The following is a 16,507-nucleotide window of genomic DNA, read 5'->3' as shown; positions in this document are numbered from 1 at the left end:
GATGGGCCGTGCACTGTCAGACTAGGGTGTGCACTATATGGGCAACTTGTGAAACGGCGCCGCACACGTTTCGCAGGGTCGTGCCTACGAAAGGGGCGGCTTTCGAAGTCGGGCGAGGTGGACGGTGACACCGAGGTCGCGGATGTTCTCCTGCATTTCCTGGGGTAGTTGTTCGTCGGTGATGACTGCGTCGAGTTTTTCGATTGGGGCCACCCGGAATTTTGAGACGGTTCCAAATTTTGTGCTGTCGGCCAGAAGGAAGCAGGAAGTCGAGGCTTGGAGGGCGGCGAATTTGACTTCCACTTTGTCCATTGATGGGGTCGTGACGCCTCGGGACATGTTCCAGGTTCCGGTGCTGAGGAAGAACAGGTCGATATTGATGCCCTTGATGGCGTCCGCTGCGATGCGGCCTGAGCTGGAGGCGCTGGAGGCGTCCACCGCGCCGCCGGTGTGGATGACATCGATGTGAGGGTGGATAAAAAGGCAGTGCTCCACATCATGTGGTCCTTCGCCGAGCTGCTCGGCCCCAACGGCATCTCGGTCAACGCCATCGCGCCCGGCCCAGTAAACACTCCCATGTGGGCACAATTCGCAAAGGACTCGGGCCCGGATGCAGCCGCCAACCGGGCCAAACGCGCCGCGCAACTTCCCATGCGCCGGTTCGCCGAACCAGACAAAGTCGCCCGCGCCATCCTTTTCCTTGCCGACCCGGACAACCGCTACATCACCGGCGTATCCCTCGATGTTGCAGGCGGAGCACACCTGGGAATGGGAACCTGATCCAGGAACCCACCAAAATGATCATGCAGGCGTGGCCTGAATTCGCAGCGGATTCGGCCATATGAGGGAGGGTGCACGGCTCTAGGCTGGACCTGCCCGGCGAAGTACTGGTCCCGTCTCCCTGCTAATTCCGTAGACCTGGGTCAAGCGACCCGACCGTTTTCGACGCATAAGTAGAGGAAATACAGAGAGCTCCTCTGATCGCACGCCTTCGAAGAATTCGAGCGCTATGCGACGGTGAGGATGGGCAGGACCAGAGCGGACAGTCCTTGGGGATGAAGAACAGGACGGCCAGACTTTGGTGGCGCCAGTGTGGCCGGAGAATGAGCAGCAAGGATCTGTTCCCTCCGTCAGCGGCGCGGTGATTGCAGTTAAATTCTGCCGTCACGCCACATTTCTAAGGATGGTTGCCAGCCACTCCATCTGGATGTTGCGCTGGCGGCCCTGGCCGCCCTCATGGTTGTTGAATGGGTAGTTGATGATCTCTTTGATTTCGCTTCCGTGGTGGTTGTAGGCGGCATAAACGGTGGACGGCGGGCAGATGACATCCATTAGGCCCACCGAGTACATGGTCGGTGCTGTCGCACGCCTGGCAAAGTTGACGGCGTCGAAATAGGAAAGGGTATCGAAGACCCGTTCGGGTTCGTCCCGGTGAACGGAGAGATAGCGGGTGATCTCGGCAAAGGGGTCAGTGGCGCAGATTTCGACGCCGCGTTCGAAGTGGCACAGGAACGGGACGTCAGTCATTACTGCGACAAGGTCGGGGACAAGACCAGCGGCGGCCAATGCGATCCCCCCGCCTTGGCTGATGCCGTGGACCGCTACGCGGGCGGGGTCAACGCCCGGAAGTGTTCGGGCCGCCTCAACGGCGCGTACGGCGTCAGTGAAGACCCTGCGGTAGTAATAGTCCTCAGGGTTTGTGATGCCTCTGGTCATGAAGCCTGCAGCACTCGGTCCTGACCCGTGCGGATCACCGGTCGATCCGCCGCCGCCCCAGCCTGCTCCTTGCCCGCGCGTGTCGACATGGAGGTGGGCGTACCCGGCACTGGCCCAGTGCAGGCTTTCCCCGGGAAGGTCCCGCCCGCCGTTGTAGCCAATGAATTCGACGACAACAGGAAGTAAGCCGGCAGCGTTTCGCGGGACGGTGAACCAGGCGTTGATACGGTCTCCGGCGAAACCGCTGAAACTGACGTCGAGGATGTCCACTGTGACGTAGGAGGTCTTCACCGGCTTGGCTTTAACGTTCAGGTCGAAGGTGCGGGCTTCCTTCAATGTGGACTCCCAAAATTCGTCAAAGTCATGCGGCTCCCGGACTTGGGGCATGTAATCGACGAGCTCTGCCAGTGTTTTGTCGCTGATGGCCACGTGAATCCTTTATGTCGAGGCAGGAGATGCCTGTTGCGGGGGCTGTTCATACTGACGCGATGACGGCAACAGGGATCATCGCGTGCAGGGGGTGGTCTTCCGGATCCTCCCAGCCAAATGTTGCCTGAAGCATTTCACTTAGTGAGAGCTTGGAGCAAAGAGAGCAGGATGAGCTGGTAACTGCTATTTCCCTGTTGACGCCTGACGCCACCCTGCCCGCAGGCCGCCTACTGCCTCCTCCAGCTCCAGGACTGGGGCTACACCCTCAGCGAGGTCGAAGCCCTGATCACCGACCGCATCATGCAGGATATAAAAGACATGCCAAATAGCGGGCAATAGAGGTCGCAGTGCGCGGGAAGCCCTGCCGCCCCAGGTCGGCGGACGCGTGCGACCTTGGGGCATGATCGATAACGAGCTCCGCGCAGTAGAAGCTGCGCCGAGAATGGCTCCTGTTCGGATTACCGAGCTTGTCGATCGCCGGTCACGCTCCTCTCCCTGCTCGCTCATGAAGACCGGCTGTCGATGGGGGATCCGCACGCAGAGTGACGGTGACATCCGCGAGTCCCACACCCGCCACGTGGAGCGTGATTGGTCCAGGCCCTGTAGGCCGAACGACCGCCAGCGCGCGCCCTTCGAAGGTGGAGTGGGTTCCGGTACGATATCCCTCAATGGTGACAGGGCGCGCACTGCCAAAGCCCTGCAGTACTCCTGATCCGGTCACGGTCGCCTTTAGTTCGCGGTCGTCGCAGGTGATGAGCGTACCCTCCGGGTCGCGCAGTTCGAGAGCCACGAAGGCGAGATCGCGATCGTCGGCAATGAGCCGGGTCCGGTCCGGAGTTGCCTGGAGCGATGCCATCCCGTGGGCGGATCGAAGTGCGCTGCGTCCAAGCTCTCGCCCGTCCGAGTAGGCGACTGCGATCAGCTCGCCGGGTTCGTACGGCACGGTGAATGCTGAACGGAAGGCGGCATCCCGCCCGGCGCGCATCCGTCCTAGAGAGGTGCCGTTTAGAATGAGCTCAACCTCGTCGGCATCGGCGTATACCTCCACCGACAGCGGCGTCCAGGGTGCGACGTCCCAGCTCCAGCTGCCAGCAGAGTCGGTCCACGCCCACTGGGTCGCTTGTGCCACTCGTTCCCGTTCGGTAGGCCGGAGGACGGCGATGTACGGCCCGGTGGCTAGGCCGAACACGATTTCGCGGTAATAGGACTGCGGGCGACGGTATCCGGTGAGGTCGAGGTCACCACACCACGCGGCGACCCATGGAAACGCGCCGAGAAACGTGTCCTTTTCATCTGCGAAAGCATGGCGGCCCAGACCAACCTCGCCGACGTAGTCGAACCCGGTCCATGTGAAATCACCGATCACATGTGACAGTCGCTCCACGAGGTCCCAGCCCAAAGCGATTTGCGCGACGAAGTTCTCGCTGCCGACGATCACCCGGTTCGGGAAGAGCGCTCGATCCATCTCGTAGCGGGCCTCGCCGTAGTTCATGCCTGCGACGTCGAGAACCGAAAAAGACTCCTCAGTACGGCGGGTAATGAAATCCGCTGCATTCATCGGATTGGCGATGCCGGTGTCATCACCAAGAACATCATTGACGCCGGCTGCTGATTCGCGGCTCGTGCTGGACATGACCTCCTCGAGAGCCGAGACAATGCCGTTGATGCCGTTCGTGACGTAGCGCGTGTTATCCAGCGACCGCACCTTCTCGGCGAGCCGGCGGCCGAGGGCAGAACCGTGGAGGTCGCCGGTCTCAGGGATCTCGTTGCCGATGGAGTACATAATGACGCTCGGGTGGTTGCGGTCCTTGACGATCATCGCCTCGATGTCCCGCTCCCACCAGTCAGCAAAGGCGAGCGAGTAGTCGAACGCAGACTTCCCCTGCGCCCACATGTCGAAAGCCTCGTCGATGACCAGCATTCCAATCCGATCGCACGCGTCAAGAAGTGACGAACTGGCCGGGTAGTGCGCGCTGCGGATGGCATTGAAACCCGCGGCTTTCAGTAACTCGATTCGACGCTCCTCGGCGCGGCCGATGGAGGCCGCGCCGAGGATGCCATTGTCATGATGGATGCAGGCGCCGCGCAGCAGCACGACTTCACCGTTGATGCGGAGACCGTGCACCGGGTCGAGTTGGAGTTTTCGAATGCCGAAGTTGACGGACGCCTGGTCGACCTCCGCGTTGTCGCGGCTCGCAGTGACCACTGCACGGTAGAGGTGAGGGTGATCGACAGTCCATCGTCTTGCGGCAGGGAGGTACAACCTAAGCCGGGTCACTGCGCTTTCTCCGGCAAGCACGGTGACCGGTGCGGTCCCCTCAGCGCACACGACACCGCCCGGCGCCTCCAGCCGCACGTCGATCCGAAGGCTATCGGTAGCGGTGCTCTCGTTGGTCACCGTGACGGCCACCTCTACCGTGCTCAGGTCATCCTCGATATCAGGTGTGGTCACGACGACACCGTCGTAGGCGAGGTGTACCAGGTCTGCCACGACGAGATGCGTATCTCGATAGATCCCCCCGCCGCTGTACCATCGGGAGTCGTCGTGCACGCGGGCATCGACGCGAATCGTGTTTGTCTCCCCATACCGGAGGTACGGATCCAAAGGGACGGTGAAGGCCGAGTAGCCATAGGGCCGTTGGGCGGCAAACGCACCATTGACGAAGACCATCGCGTCCCTGTACACACCCTCGAACACGACTGACACTCGTTTGTTACGCCACTCCTCGGGCACGTCAAACGTCTTTGTGTACTCAAATGCGCCCCCCGGGAAGTACGCCTGCTCCGGCTTGCCAGCAGCCGTCCGGTCCAGGTCCAATACTGCGTCATGCGGCAGGGTAACGGAGGCGGATTGCGGCCGGCCGCCACCAAGAGCAGCGAAGATGCTTGCCCACGGGCGCACGCTCCATCCATTGTTGAAAGAAACCTGCACTATCTCGCTCCTCTGCGTCGTTATGAGCCTGCTCCAGAGCAGGGTCCAGCTTGAGTTTGCTCATCGAATTCACGCTCGTAATGAAGTCTTCCACGCCTCTCTTCATATAGTGAAATTCGATTCTGAAATATGGAATTGCCCCCCGATGATGGGCCGTCGGTTGACATGCAATTGAGGACTCTGAGTTGGGTGAAGGTCATGCAAGCTCGGGTCCGCAGTAGCCTGCGCGGTGATATCGATGCGGGCCAGTCCCGAGCTCGACGGTATCCCGACGTCTCGGACGCCGATGCTGCCTTGGGGAACTTCGATGCCGAGGTCCATTCCTTTGCGGGTCGCGTACAAGCAGCACAACGTCATGGCCCAGGGCTCGTTCCTGGTGGCCAAAGCCCGCTGCGAAGGTGATGATTGCCTAGGGGCTCGGCGGGGACATCATCTACATCTCCTCCAAAAATTCGCTATTCGCTGGCCCGAACAAGATTCCCTACTCTGCCACGAAGGCGGATCAGGCCCACCAGATGCGCCTGCTCGCCGCGGAACTTGGCGAACAGGGCATCCAACTAGCCGCGCTGAGGTTTGGGCCACGCTTCGGATGTAGCCAGTGAGGCTTGCAAACTAAGTGCATCCTCGACAGCTGACCAGATGGCGTCAGGAATCTCTGCGGCGTCATTCGCTGCGAGCTCGGCGATACGTTCTGGGCGTGAGACTCCGATAACTGTTGAGCTGATGCGCGGGTCTCGGGTCGAGAACCTCAATGCCAGCGCGGGCAGCGAAACGCCGTAATCGTCGCACAGGGCCCGAAGGCGTTGGACTCGGCGGACCACGTCCTCAGAGGGTGCCCCGTATTGGTAAGTTGCTCCGAATGTTTTCGCCAGAAACCCGCTGGCATAGGGGGCGGCATTGATGAACGCGGCACCAGCATCCACAGTCTCGTTAATCAGTGGTTCGGCGGTTCTATCGAGGAGGGTGTAGCGGTTGTGATTCAGGACGACGTCGAACACGCCGAGATCGACATAGCGACGCATAGCGTCGAGGTCGCCTCCCGCGACGCCGATACCGCGCACCAGACCGTCGCGCTTTAGTTCGACTAACGCGTCCACGGCTCCGCCCTTCGCCGTGAGATCAGCGAACGAAAACCGCTCCGGATCATGCAGGTAGAACAGGTCCAGCATTTCCAATCCAAGTCTGGCGGTGCTTTCCGCATGGGATGCCCGCACCCGGGCGCCACTGAAGTCCTTACCTAAGGGGTCCGCTTTCGTTGCCACGACGAAGTCCTCGGGCAGCCCTCGTAACTTCAGAACCTCTCCAATACGACGCTCGGCTTCCCCATAAGCATTCGATGTATCAAGAAACCGGATACTGCTGTCAAGCACCGCATTGATGGTGGCCCGGGCGCTGGCATCATCCACCGCTTCCCCGTACACCAGCGGCATAGCGGAGCCGAGCGGACTCGTTCCTACACACAGGTGGGTAACCTCTCGACCTACGCCAGGCAAGATCGTTCTTTTCATCCATGTCCTCCTATATCTTTCTACCGGCGCACCGTTGAACAGGTCTCCCTGTAGTCGAAACTTTCTCAAGTTGGCGGCTAGACCGTGCGATCGGGTTCGCTAGCTCCGGGGCGGGTACGCCGTGCAGGCCGGGAACAAGTCGGTACCCCCCGGCTGCCCGGACGCGGCAGCGAAATGTGCGGAGAAGATAGCCGCGGACTATTGCGACAGCGGCAGGCCTATCCTCGGCTATCTCTATGGGCCAAGGGCTCGAGGCGGGCGGCCAGCCCGCCCTCTTCGCCCCTATTTCCAACTCCCAAGTGTTACATCTCAGCGTGCCGGGGTGACGACAACCCTCACTCGATCTACGTTCTGAATGACGCTAAATTTGTCCGTTGCGTTGCCTTCACGCTGCGAGCCCACGCGGATACTCGGGAAGTAAGTTCCCGCCGTTTTGAATCTATGGGTGGCCCGCACTACCAGCGTGTCCTTATTCGCCGTAAATGTTGCCGGCTCAAAGGTTCCATCGCCTTCAAAATCCCACTCGACGGATACAACCTTTCCGGTGTGCGGGGGCACTTGAATCTTCGCCTGAAGGTCGGTTTCGGTACCTTCGGCGACCTCAATGCGGTCGCTTCCACCACGCCCCGAAAGGTCTACGACGGGCTGAATGCCCGCGCGGGCGGCTGCGTTTCCGGGGAGTTCTATCTGGTTGTCCGGGGTGACCGCATACTGGGTTGAGCGCGGGGGTGCTATGCCTTCCTCGGCCCAAGCGGAAACGTCTTCGAGGGCCTGATAGATGACTGGCATATAACCGACCAGGCGAGTGGTCTGCCCGGGCCTGTTAAACGGACCGTGGTCGGCGTTGTCGGTGTACCAGAGACGATAGGAATCTTTTGCTTCACTGCCCATGGCGGCTTCCACACGGTTGGCGTACCACGCAGCATGCACCGGAAAGGCGTCCGAGTCCAACGTCGCGTCGAGGGCGATCACCTTTCCTGTAATTTTGCCGCTGTACGAACCACCGCCTGTCAAGAGGTTTGCGAGGAAGGGGCCTGGAGAGAATTGTCGCTGGGGATAAAGGGGGGCGTCGTCGGGACTCCGATACTGATCAAACCCGGGGATGCTGCTCTCTTGGGCTGGGAGGGTGTAGCGGTGGTTGGCAATGAGGGCGAGATGACTCCGCCGGCTTGGGTCCTGGGCGAGAGCGGCACGGAAAAGCTCTCCGAGGGAGGAATCCTCCGTTCCGAGATAGCCGGGCTTCGTCCAGAAGTCTTCGACGTAAGACGTGTCGAAGCCCTGAACGAGGGCTGCGGTCGATGGGAGGCCCCCGGGATTAGCGACGTAGTCGAAGTCTTCCCACGACTCCAGCGGAAGGCCCAGTCGCGTGACTTCTTCGAGCGCGGCTTTTTGGACCGCGTCCAGTCCCGAGTAGGGGTCCCCGCTGCCACCCGGGCGGAGAGCGTCAACGATCTGATCCTTTTTGTCCTGAAGAACGAAAGCCGCGAATGCTCTGCTGGTGAAGTTGGCTGCCGATGATGTCGGGATGCCCTGAACAATCGGAACAGCGCCCTGCCAAACATCGCGGGTGTTCTCAATGGCACCGACCGTTGGGTATGAGCCGCCACTCCACCCATAGAGGTATCCGTAAATATTCTCGGACTTCACGCCGTAGTATTCGGCTGCCACTGTTCTGGCAAACTTGGCCGCTGCTGCACTGTGCCGGTAGCCAAGCGCCCCGTCAGTCTGGACCGTGTAGCCGCCGTGAGCGGCGCCAAATTGAACGTTATCGGCCGGTTCTTGGCCGTTGATGGGATAAGTGAATTGAAAGAACCGTCCCTCCCACTCACTTTTCGGAGGTAGGAAGATCTTGAACGTTGTCCCAGGTCCCTCGAAGTGTCCCTCGACCAGTAGCAGGCCATCGCTATTGGTTCTCTTGTCGATGACGGGATTGCTGTAAGTGGGGTCAACGCAGGCACCGTCGATGGCAAACGGGCCTCCTGGCCTACTTGCTGAGCACTGCGTAACAGGCTCGGCCGCGGTAGCCAGCGGTGCAGCGGCTCCTAGAACTAGAACGCCGGTGAGGGCGGCAGTGATGAGTGACTTCATAGCTTCTCCAGCTTCATTGGTGGTTGCATCCCGAAGATCCGGGAGCTGTGCCGTTTCGCGAGCATTCGTCTGGAACGTATGCCGCAAAGGTAGGTGAACTTTCAGGGCAAGGGCGGCTCGCGTTCCAAGGTCCGCCATGGCGATTAATGCCAGAGGAATGGTTGTGCTAGCTCCACTCGCTTTTTCCTCCTTGACTACGGGTGGCGCACCATGTGCGAGTGACTGGTTCCGGTTCTGCCCAATGGTGGAGACAGCGCTAAAGGGCCGCAGTTTTGCACCTCATGAGCACCATAACCACCCTGAGGGGACATCGTCAACGCATTTAGAAAGGTGTTTCGTATATTGAAAGAAGTAGTAGGGCTCTCTCGTCGCGATCAGTGGACCCAGTGCTGGACGAATGGCGGTTTAGGGCCAACCGCCTGCCCCATCCGGAAGGGAAGATACTTATGCGAGAGACCAATGTCGACTCTCCGGAGCTTCGAACTATGCAGTGATGCCCTCACGGTACGTGTCGAGGATGTCGGCGCCCGTATCTCCTCCATCTTTCACCGGCAATCAGGTCTTGAATTGCTCGCCTTTGCGGATCGGGCTGGAGGTAAAAACATGGTTGATGCTCCAGTGCGATTTGGATGGGTAGAACATCCTGTCCTCAATGGGCGGATTATAAGCTGCCAAGATCTCCGATTCAGGAGGACCTCAAACCATCGACGCACGGTTGTGGTGCCTTCGCAAGGATCAGGGTTTTCGGACATCGAGGGGGAGTGGCGGGCGATGTCAAAGCTCTGGAGGGCTTATGCAGCCCACTTCCTGATCGGAGTGCCGACGGCTTTCGCGTCGGTTATGGGGTGGCAAAGGGCGAAGAAGGGCGCCGTTCCTGGAATGTTACTTACCGAGCCGTCCCCGGGGCTGTTCATCAGAGACGCGGACCATGGTCCACTCAAACATCTCCAGCTCGAGACCTTTCACCGGATTCTCGGAAAGTACGTCGTGGCCGGTCACTCTGACCGTTGCGGTTTCGGTGCCGTGTTGTAGTCTCCGCCGTAATACATAGAGTTTTCCCTGTCGCTAGCAATCACATGGTGAGGTACTCTATGGGCCATTCCAGCTTCAGTCCACACATATTTGGAGGCAAGTTCTAATAATCTGAATCGTGCAGCTGCTTCCGCGGAGCCGAAACGCGGTAACCTATTCCAATAAACGACAAAAGTCATGGAGAGCTGAGATGAGCGAGCAACACGAGGATGACAAGCTGGTCGGTGCTGACCGGGTGCTTGCCGTACTCATCGATCTGGCAGGGCATCCCCAAGGGGTCACGTTGGACGAAATCGCCCACCGCCTGCAGAGCTCAAAACCAACCGTTCATAGAGCACTCTCCGCCCTTCGCCGTGCGCATCTGGCGGATCAGGTATCCCGCGGGGTCTACGCGTTGGGGGATGAGTTTATCCGTTTGGCTTTCCGGCACCATGCGGCCAAGCCTGATGCGATACGCATCGAACCTGCTCTTCAGAAGCTGGCCCAGCAATATGGGGAGACAGCCCACTATGCAGTTCTGGCAGGAACCGAGGTCGTCTATCGTGCCAAAGTTGACCCACCTGTGGGTTCTGTCCGCCTGACCTCGGAAGTGGGGGGACGCAATCCTGCCCATCGAACAGCGGTGGGAAAGATGCTTCTCAGCCGTGAGCTGAAAAGCGAGGCGGAACTGGTGGAGTGGCTGAGGGGACAGCCACTGGAAGCCCGAACACCCAAGTCCATCACGACAGTTCCCGCACTGTGGGCGGAACTGGAAGCGACTCGCGACCGAGGCTATGCCATAGATGATCAGGAAAATGAGATCGGGTTGAACTGCGTCGCAGTACTCGCTGACCTGGGAACTCCCGAAGTTGGAGCTGTCAGCGTGAGTGCTCTCGCTTTTCGCCTTCCGCTCGAAAAATTAATCGATGAGGTTCCAACGATTCGGGCAATCATTGCCGAGACACAGGCGATCTCCTCGGCCTAGGAATGGCCCGGAGGGACTGGCTGCAGGTGAATTTCGGTTGCTCGACGGGCCCTGACGCAGTTCCTGCCTTTCCTGCCGGGCGGGGTACAAACCAAACCGCGGCGACTATCCCCAGCACCGCCCTCAGCCATGGTTGGCCTCTTCCGCCGTGGCGCACCTGGTAATGTCGGCCTTACCCCTCCACTCCGATACGCAGCCGTCCAGCGATATTTGGCAGAAGTAACGAGGATCTTCCTCGAAGCCGTCCAGAGGCATTGGTTCCTAGTGTTTGGGGGAGAGCACGTAGGGTTTGTGTGACTGCTTATTTAGAGCTCCAGTACGGGGAACGCGTCGAACCTGCCCATCGGGGTGTTGGTCGGCCCGTTGCGTCTGGGCGGGCCAGGTGCAGGAAACCCGATTCATCCCGCTCGGGATGGGCCAGTCCAGTGGTTGCTGAAGTGACAGCAAGAACATCCATATCCGCTCCGACGAAGGCCGGACACGTTGTCTGAGTGGCGTTGACATTTACCGTTTGCAGGACGGTGCCGTCCGCTGTGTATTGACGCACGAGGCCAGCGCCCCACTCGGCAATCCAAAGGTTGCCTTTGTCATCAACTGTCAGCCCATCGGGAGTGCCTTCAAAACCAGTGATTATCTGGGTCCACGCTTCCTCCTGGTCAAAATCGTCTGGCCCGTAGGAATGCGAGCTGACCGTTCCGACAAGGCTGTCAACGTGATAAACGGTTCCGCCGTCAGGGGAGAACCCTATTCCGTTGGATAGGGATATACGTGATCGAAGTACCCGGCTGCGGCCATCAGGGTCAATCTGGAGAAGAACTTCTTTTCTTTCCGGATTTCTCAGGGACAGGGAGCCGATAATGAAACGGCCCTGTGGATCTACTGCGCCGTCGTTCCAGCGGACATCAGTTCGGTCACCGAAAAGATCGGGTCCGATCGAAACTTCTCCCTCAGGTGAAATCGACACTAGGGAACGTGTTCCAGCAGCGAGCATACCGCCGTCCTCGGACAGGGCCACGGCTCCCACGAAACCATCTAAGGTCAGTCTTGACGTCACTATGACTTCATCATTTGAAAGCATCCCCCGGTTGATTTTCCCGTTGAGGATGTCCACCCATACGATTTCCTGGGCGCGGTCGTCCCAGAGAACACCTTCCCCGAGAAGGTCCCGGCTTGCGGTCGCTGCACGCGCGTGTAATGTCATGGATTCCTTCTCAGGCGCTTTGGTACTGGTGCCTCTGCTAGGGGAGGCGTGGATCGACCTGGAGTTTGGGGCCTGGGCCCGCTTGGGGTGTCTTTTTGCCGGCCAACGCATCGGCGAGCCCTTTAAGTCCGACTGTGGAGTGCACCAGGGGTCGCGGGTCGAGGGAGCCGTCGGCGAATCGGTTGATAGTTTCTGCAAGACCGCCGGATGCACCGAGGATTCCGACGGCGGTGACGTCCTTTAAAGCCAGGTCCCTGGTGTCGACGAGGCTTGGGGTGCCGGATAAACCCACGTAAACTACGCGTTTGCCTGGTTCAACGAGCCTCACTGCCTCAGCGGGGAGCGAGGGCGCGTTGGAGGCGTCAATGACGGCATCGAAGGGCAGGGCGGGAAGGTTGTCTACTGACCAGACTCCGGCGAAACCGAAGGTCCGGGCGAATTCCAGTGATGATGCAGACCGTCCCAGAAGGTGGACTTCTGCCTTTTCCGTCGTGGCAAACATCGCCGCCAAGAGGCCAATCGTGCCGGCGCCGGTGACAAGCACGCGGTCCCCGGGCTGAAGGTTGGCGGCCTGGACTGCGCGCAGTGCGTTCCCGCCGGGTTCGACCATTGCCCCGGATGCGTCATCTACGGAATCAGGCAGCAGATGTAGGGAATTGGCAGGGACTACAAGCTGTTCCGCCAAGGCTCCCGGCCATCCGTTCCGGACTCCGACTTCGTACCGGAGGTCGCAGACATGGTGCCGTCCTGTCAGGCATCGGTGGCAGGAACCGCAACCGAGCATGGTATCGCCAGTGGTTCTTTTGCCTACAAGCTGGCTACTTACCCCTTCACCGACCGCGGTGACGGTTCCGCTCCACTCGTGGCCGAGCTGGATGGGGTAGGTTGCGAATCCCTCTTTGAGATAGGCCATTTCGCCGGTGAAGAGTTCGATGTCGGTACCGCATATTCCGACACGGCTGACATCCACAATGACCTGGCCGGGTCCGGCCTTGGGCGGTGCAACGTCTTGGACTTCGGCTGCACCTGGCCCGGTGACAATAAATGCCCGCATTGTCAGCTCGCGCCGATGACTTGTTGGCGTTGCTGTCCGAGCTGGCTGATACCGAGCTCCATGACATCATGAGGCTGGAGCCAGACTGGTGGCGTGAAGCCCATGCCCACACCTGGGGGAGTCCCCGTATTGATAAGGTCTCCGGGCTCGAGCACCATGAATTGGCTTAGGTGATGCACGATGAAGTACGGATCGAAAATCATGGTGGATGTTGATCCGGTCTGGCGGCGAACACCGTTGATGTCCAGCCACATGTCCAGATTATTCACGTTTTGAATCTCATCAGACGTGGCCAGCCAAGGGCCGCAAGGATTGAATGTCTCGGCAGACTTTCCCTTGGCCCATTGACCGCCTCGTTCCATCTGAAACGCACGCTCACTGACGTCGTTTACCAGGACGTAGCCAGCGATAGCGTTCGAGGCGTCTTCGACTGATTCCAGATAGCTCGTTCGCTGGCCGATGACGATGCCCAGCTCCACTTCCCAGTCAGGCTTGGTCGAACCCCGCGGAATCCGGACATCATCGTTGGGTCCCACCAAAGTATTGGGCGACTTCGTAAACAGGATGGGCTCTGCGGGAACTGCTTGACCAGTCTCGGCAGCATGATCGCTGTAATTCAACCCGATGCAGAGGATTTGATGCGGCCGGGCAATCGGGGACCCAATTCTTTCCCCGGCGAAGGCAACAACAGCACCGGCGGCTGTCCTGTCGGCGACCAGACGGGCCAACTCCGGCAACCTGTTTTGACCGAAGAACTCCTCGTTGAAATCAACAACGACATCGGATACGTCTACATAGGTATTCTCATCGACGCGTACAATGGGTTTCTCCCGGCCGGCCTGGCCGATGCGCATAAGGAACATATCAACAAACTCCTGTGTCGGTAGGGCAAAATTGTGGCTGGTTCAGTTAGGCGGCGGTGCCGGTTTGCGGTCGGCCCGAAATGATAGCCATGATGGCATCAAGATCGTCGACAAGACGCTTCAAGGGCGTTCGGTAGGCGAGAGCGCTGATACTGATGGCACCGCTTGGCTTCGTCGGTGACGAAAAATGCGCCGCGAGTGCTATGCAGTTCAGCCCAGGCTCGTTTTCCTGATCATCTACGGCGTAACCCTGGTCACGAATCTGCTTGAAGGCTGCATGCAGTTCCGCCGGCATCGCCAGAGTTTTACGCGTCGGCTTAGTCAGGGGACGGTCACCGATCCAATGTGCAATGGACTCTACGTCAGGAAGGGCATAAGCCAGGAGCAACTTCCCGACCCCGGTAGCATGGGCCGGGTTGCGGCCCCCTACGACTGAAGTCAGTTTCATGGCGCCGCTGGGAGGATCCACCTTCGAGCGGTATACAACGTCCCGTCCTTCCAGAACCGCGTAATGAACCGTCTCGCCGAAGCGGTCCGACAGTTGCTGCAGAATGGGCTGGGCCCGGACATGATCAGGGCGGGCCTCCTGATGAGTGAACGCAATCCGCAGAAACTCGTCGCCCAACAGATAATGGCCGTGGAAGTCCTGCGTGGCCAGGCCACTTCGACGCAGGGACGCGAGGGCCCTGTGAATGGTCGGCTTAGGGCTGTCGATGAGACGCGACAGGTTTTCGAGGCTTATCCCGTTAGGGTGGTTCCCCAGCTCAAGGAGCACAGCTAACACCCTATCGGACCCTACAAGCCGCTTCTCTTCTGCCAAGGCCGCCCTCTCTGCTTTCAGAGACAGGCCGACCCTGGCTCCTATTTCAAAATAGTAGACTGATGATCCATCAATTGGAAAGCTGCGTTATGCGGCTTGCCGTCACGCACGCTAGTCTCTACTATTCAGAATAGTTGAACGCGAATCCATCAAGTGGAAAGTAGGCTCATGGGCGAGCTCCGCAGCTCACAGTGGTACTCCGGCAATGACCGGAATGCCTATATCCACCGCGCCTGGATGCGTAGAGGAACCCCTGAAGACTCGTTTGAGGGCAAGCCTCAAATTGCCATCGCCAACAGCGCGTCGGATCTTACCCCTTGCAATGCACATCTGGATGAAGTGGCAGAGCACGTAAAGATGGGCATATGGGAAGCTGGCGGCGTTCCCCTGAACATGCCCGTCGTGTCCCTGGGCGAAACCCAGGTCCGGCCAACTGCCATGTTATGGCGGAATATGTCAGCCATGGCCACCGAAGAGATGCTTCGGGCCAACCCCGTTGATGGCGTTGTTCTCCTGGGCGGCTGTGACAAGACAATTCCTGCGCTGCTTATGGCAGCCGCCTCAGTAGGCATCCCCGCTGTGGTCGTACCCGGAGGGCCGATGGCCACGGGTACGTTTCGGGGCCAGGCCTTGGGTTGTGGCACGGACGTGTGGCGTCTCAGCGAGGAAGTCCGTGGCGGCGAACTTTCCAACAGGGACTTCATGAAGTCGGAGTCTTCGATGATCAGGAGCCGCGGACACTGCAACACCATGGGTACTGCCTCCACGATGGCGTTAGTGGCTGAGGCGCTGGGAATGGTACTTCCCGGCCTGGCCGGAACCCCGGCCGTGGACAGTAATCTCCTGTCCGGATCTCACGAAACCGGCCGATTGATCGTGGAGATGGTCGCCCAGGGACGCACTCCGCAGGAACTGCTGACGAGGGAGTCATTCCTGAACTCAATCGTGGCACTTGCCGCCATCGGTGGTTCTACTAACGCGGTCGTGCATCTATTGGCGATTGCCGGAAGGCTGGGAGTTGAATTGTCCATTGATGATTTCGACCGCGTCGGCTCCTCGGTTCCTTTGCTGGTTAACCTGCAGCCGTCTGGACGTTATCTGATGGATGACCTGCACCGCGCCGGTGGATTCCTCTCCGTGCTGCGGGAGGTCAAGGACCTGCTGCATCCTGAAGCGCTGACTGTTACTGGAGAACCGCTGGTGAATTACCTTGATGGTGCCAGGATTTGGGACGAAGAGGTTATTCGCCCAAGAGAGAACCCACTGTTGCCGGAGGCCGGCATCGCGATCCTACGCGGCAACCTCGCTCCCGGCGGTGCCCTTATCAAGCCAGCTGCCGCCTCGCCCCATCTGCTTGAGCACCAGGGGCCGGCAGTTGTCTTCGACAGCATAGAAGACATGCACGCCCGCATCGATGACCCGGATCTCGACGTTGACGAAAATTCCGTATTGATCTTGCGCGGTTGCGGTCCTAAGGGTTATCCAGGAATGCCTGAAGTTTCCAACATGCCGCTGCCCAAGAAACTGCTGGCGAAGGGTATCCGGGACATGGTTCGCATCTGTGATGGCCGGATGAGTGGAACCGCCTACGGGACCGTGGTGCTGCACGTGACACCGGAGGCCGCTGCCGGGGGCCCGCTGGCCATCGTGCGGACCGGTGACATAATCCGTCTCGACGTCGTGAACCGGACTTTGGACATTGTAGCCGAGCCGGAAGAACTGGCAGCCCGCCGCCCTAGCGATGCCGCAGCGGCGGGTTACGCCAAACCCGACCGCGGCTGGGAACGGCTCTATGTAGACCACGTTCTCCAGGCTGACACCGGGGTCGACCTTGATTTCCTGACTGGCGCATCTGGCCCTGAGGTGTCCCGTGAATCCCACTAAGTCTGTGCTGGAGCCC

12 protein-coding genes and 1 pseudogene are annotated in these 16,507 nt (G+C 59.6%); 4 read left to right on the top strand and 9 right to left on the bottom strand.

Going from position 1 to position 16,507, the window contains the following annotated elements; genetic code table 11:
• Nucleotides 1–84: 84 nt before the first annotated feature.
• Complete coding sequence (locus tag QF047_RS11100) at nucleotides 85–495, bottom strand: hypothetical protein (protein ID WP_307276812.1); 411 nt, start codon at nucleotides 493–495, stop codon at nucleotides 85–87.
• Between QF047_RS11100 and QF047_RS11095 the strand changes: the two genes are divergently transcribed.
• On the top strand, nucleotides 487–780 hold the full coding sequence (locus tag QF047_RS11095) for an SDR family NAD(P)-dependent oxidoreductase (protein WP_307276810.1): 294 nt from the start codon (nucleotides 487–489) through the stop codon (nucleotides 778–780). The two genes, QF047_RS11100 and QF047_RS11095, sit on opposite strands and share 9 nt — an antisense overlap.
• A gap of 384 nt (nucleotides 781–1,164) precedes the next feature.
• Here QF047_RS11095 and QF047_RS11090 read toward each other — a convergent pair whose 3' ends face one another.
• Together QF047_RS11090 and QF047_RS11085 are read right to left on the bottom strand one after the other, a co-directional pair.
• Nucleotides 1,165–2,145, bottom strand: a complete 981-nt coding sequence (locus QF047_RS11090) for an acetylxylan esterase (protein WP_307276807.1) — start codon at nucleotides 2,143–2,145, stop codon at nucleotides 1,165–1,167.
• Nucleotides 2,146–2,626: 481 nt separating this feature from the next.
• Nucleotides 2,627–5,077: a glycoside hydrolase family 2 TIM barrel-domain containing protein gene (locus QF047_RS11085; RefSeq protein ID WP_307276804.1), complete on the bottom strand. Its 2,451-nt coding sequence runs from the start codon at nucleotides 5,075–5,077 to the stop codon at nucleotides 2,627–2,629.
• 343 nt (nucleotides 5,078–5,420) lie between these two features.
• Here QF047_RS11085 and QF047_RS11080 point away from each other — a divergent pair.
• Nucleotides 5,421–5,637 (top strand): annotated as a pseudogene (locus QF047_RS11080) (SDR family NAD(P)-dependent oxidoreductase); the annotation flags it as partial.
• Here the strand turns inward: QF047_RS11080 and QF047_RS11075 are convergent.
• The gene (locus tag QF047_RS11075; protein WP_307276801.1) at nucleotides 5,635–6,585 is read right to left on the bottom strand and encodes an aldo/keto reductase; all 951 of its coding nucleotides are present in this window, start codon (nucleotides 6,583–6,585) and stop codon (nucleotides 5,635–5,637) included. The pseudogene QF047_RS11080 and the gene QF047_RS11075 overlap by 3 nt on opposite strands.
• A gap of 309 nt (nucleotides 6,586–6,894) precedes the next feature.
• Nucleotides 6,895–8,673: a hypothetical protein gene (locus tag QF047_RS11070; protein WP_307276799.1), complete on the bottom strand. Its 1,779-nt coding sequence runs from the start codon at nucleotides 8,671–8,673 to the stop codon at nucleotides 6,895–6,897.
• Nucleotides 8,674–9,895: 1,222 nt separating this feature from the next.
• Between QF047_RS11070 and QF047_RS11065 the strand changes: the two genes are divergently transcribed.
• A complete protein-coding gene (locus QF047_RS11065) occupies nucleotides 9,896–10,669 on the top strand; it encodes an IclR family transcriptional regulator (protein ID WP_307276796.1) in 774 nt (257 codons plus the stop codon).
• A gap of 301 nt (nucleotides 10,670–10,970) precedes the next feature.
• Here QF047_RS11065 and QF047_RS11060 read toward each other — a convergent pair whose 3' ends face one another.
• Genes QF047_RS11060 through QF047_RS11045 form a run of 4 tightly spaced genes read right to left on the bottom strand, consistent with a single transcriptional unit; the run spans nucleotide 10,971 to nucleotide 14,571 of the window.
• Nucleotides 10,971–11,870 carry an SMP-30/gluconolactonase/LRE family protein gene (locus QF047_RS11060; RefSeq protein WP_307276793.1) on the bottom strand — a complete coding sequence of 300 codons (900 nt, stop codon included), beginning with the start codon at nucleotides 11,868–11,870 and terminating at the stop codon, nucleotides 10,971–10,973.
• A gap of 37 nt (nucleotides 11,871–11,907) precedes the next feature.
• The gene (locus QF047_RS11055) at nucleotides 11,908–12,924 is read right to left on the bottom strand and encodes a zinc-binding dehydrogenase (RefSeq protein WP_307276790.1); all 1,017 of its coding nucleotides are present in this window, start codon (nucleotides 12,922–12,924) and stop codon (nucleotides 11,908–11,910) included.
• Between the two features lie 2 nt (nucleotides 12,925–12,926).
• The gene (locus tag QF047_RS11050; protein ID WP_307276787.1) at nucleotides 12,927–13,787 is read right to left on the bottom strand and encodes a fumarylacetoacetate hydrolase family protein; all 861 of its coding nucleotides are present in this window, start codon (nucleotides 13,785–13,787) and stop codon (nucleotides 12,927–12,929) included.
• Nucleotides 13,788–13,833: 46 nt separating this feature from the next.
• Nucleotides 13,834–14,571: an IclR family transcriptional regulator gene (locus QF047_RS11045; protein WP_307281897.1), complete on the bottom strand. Its 738-nt coding sequence runs from the start codon at nucleotides 14,569–14,571 to the stop codon at nucleotides 13,834–13,836.
• 204 nt (nucleotides 14,572–14,775) lie between these two features.
• Between QF047_RS11045 and QF047_RS11040 the strand changes: the two genes are divergently transcribed.
• Complete coding sequence (locus tag QF047_RS11040) at nucleotides 14,776–16,491, top strand: IlvD/Edd family dehydratase (protein ID WP_307276785.1); 1,716 nt, start codon at nucleotides 14,776–14,778, stop codon at nucleotides 16,489–16,491.
• Nucleotides 16,492–16,507: the final 16 nt, after the last annotated feature.

Source organism: Arthrobacter sp. W4I7, from assembly GCF_030816215.1.
Classification (GTDB): Bacteria; Actinomycetota; Actinomycetes; order Actinomycetales; family Micrococcaceae; genus Arthrobacter; species Arthrobacter siccitolerans_A.
This window is presented reverse-complemented; position numbering and strand designations above follow the sequence as displayed.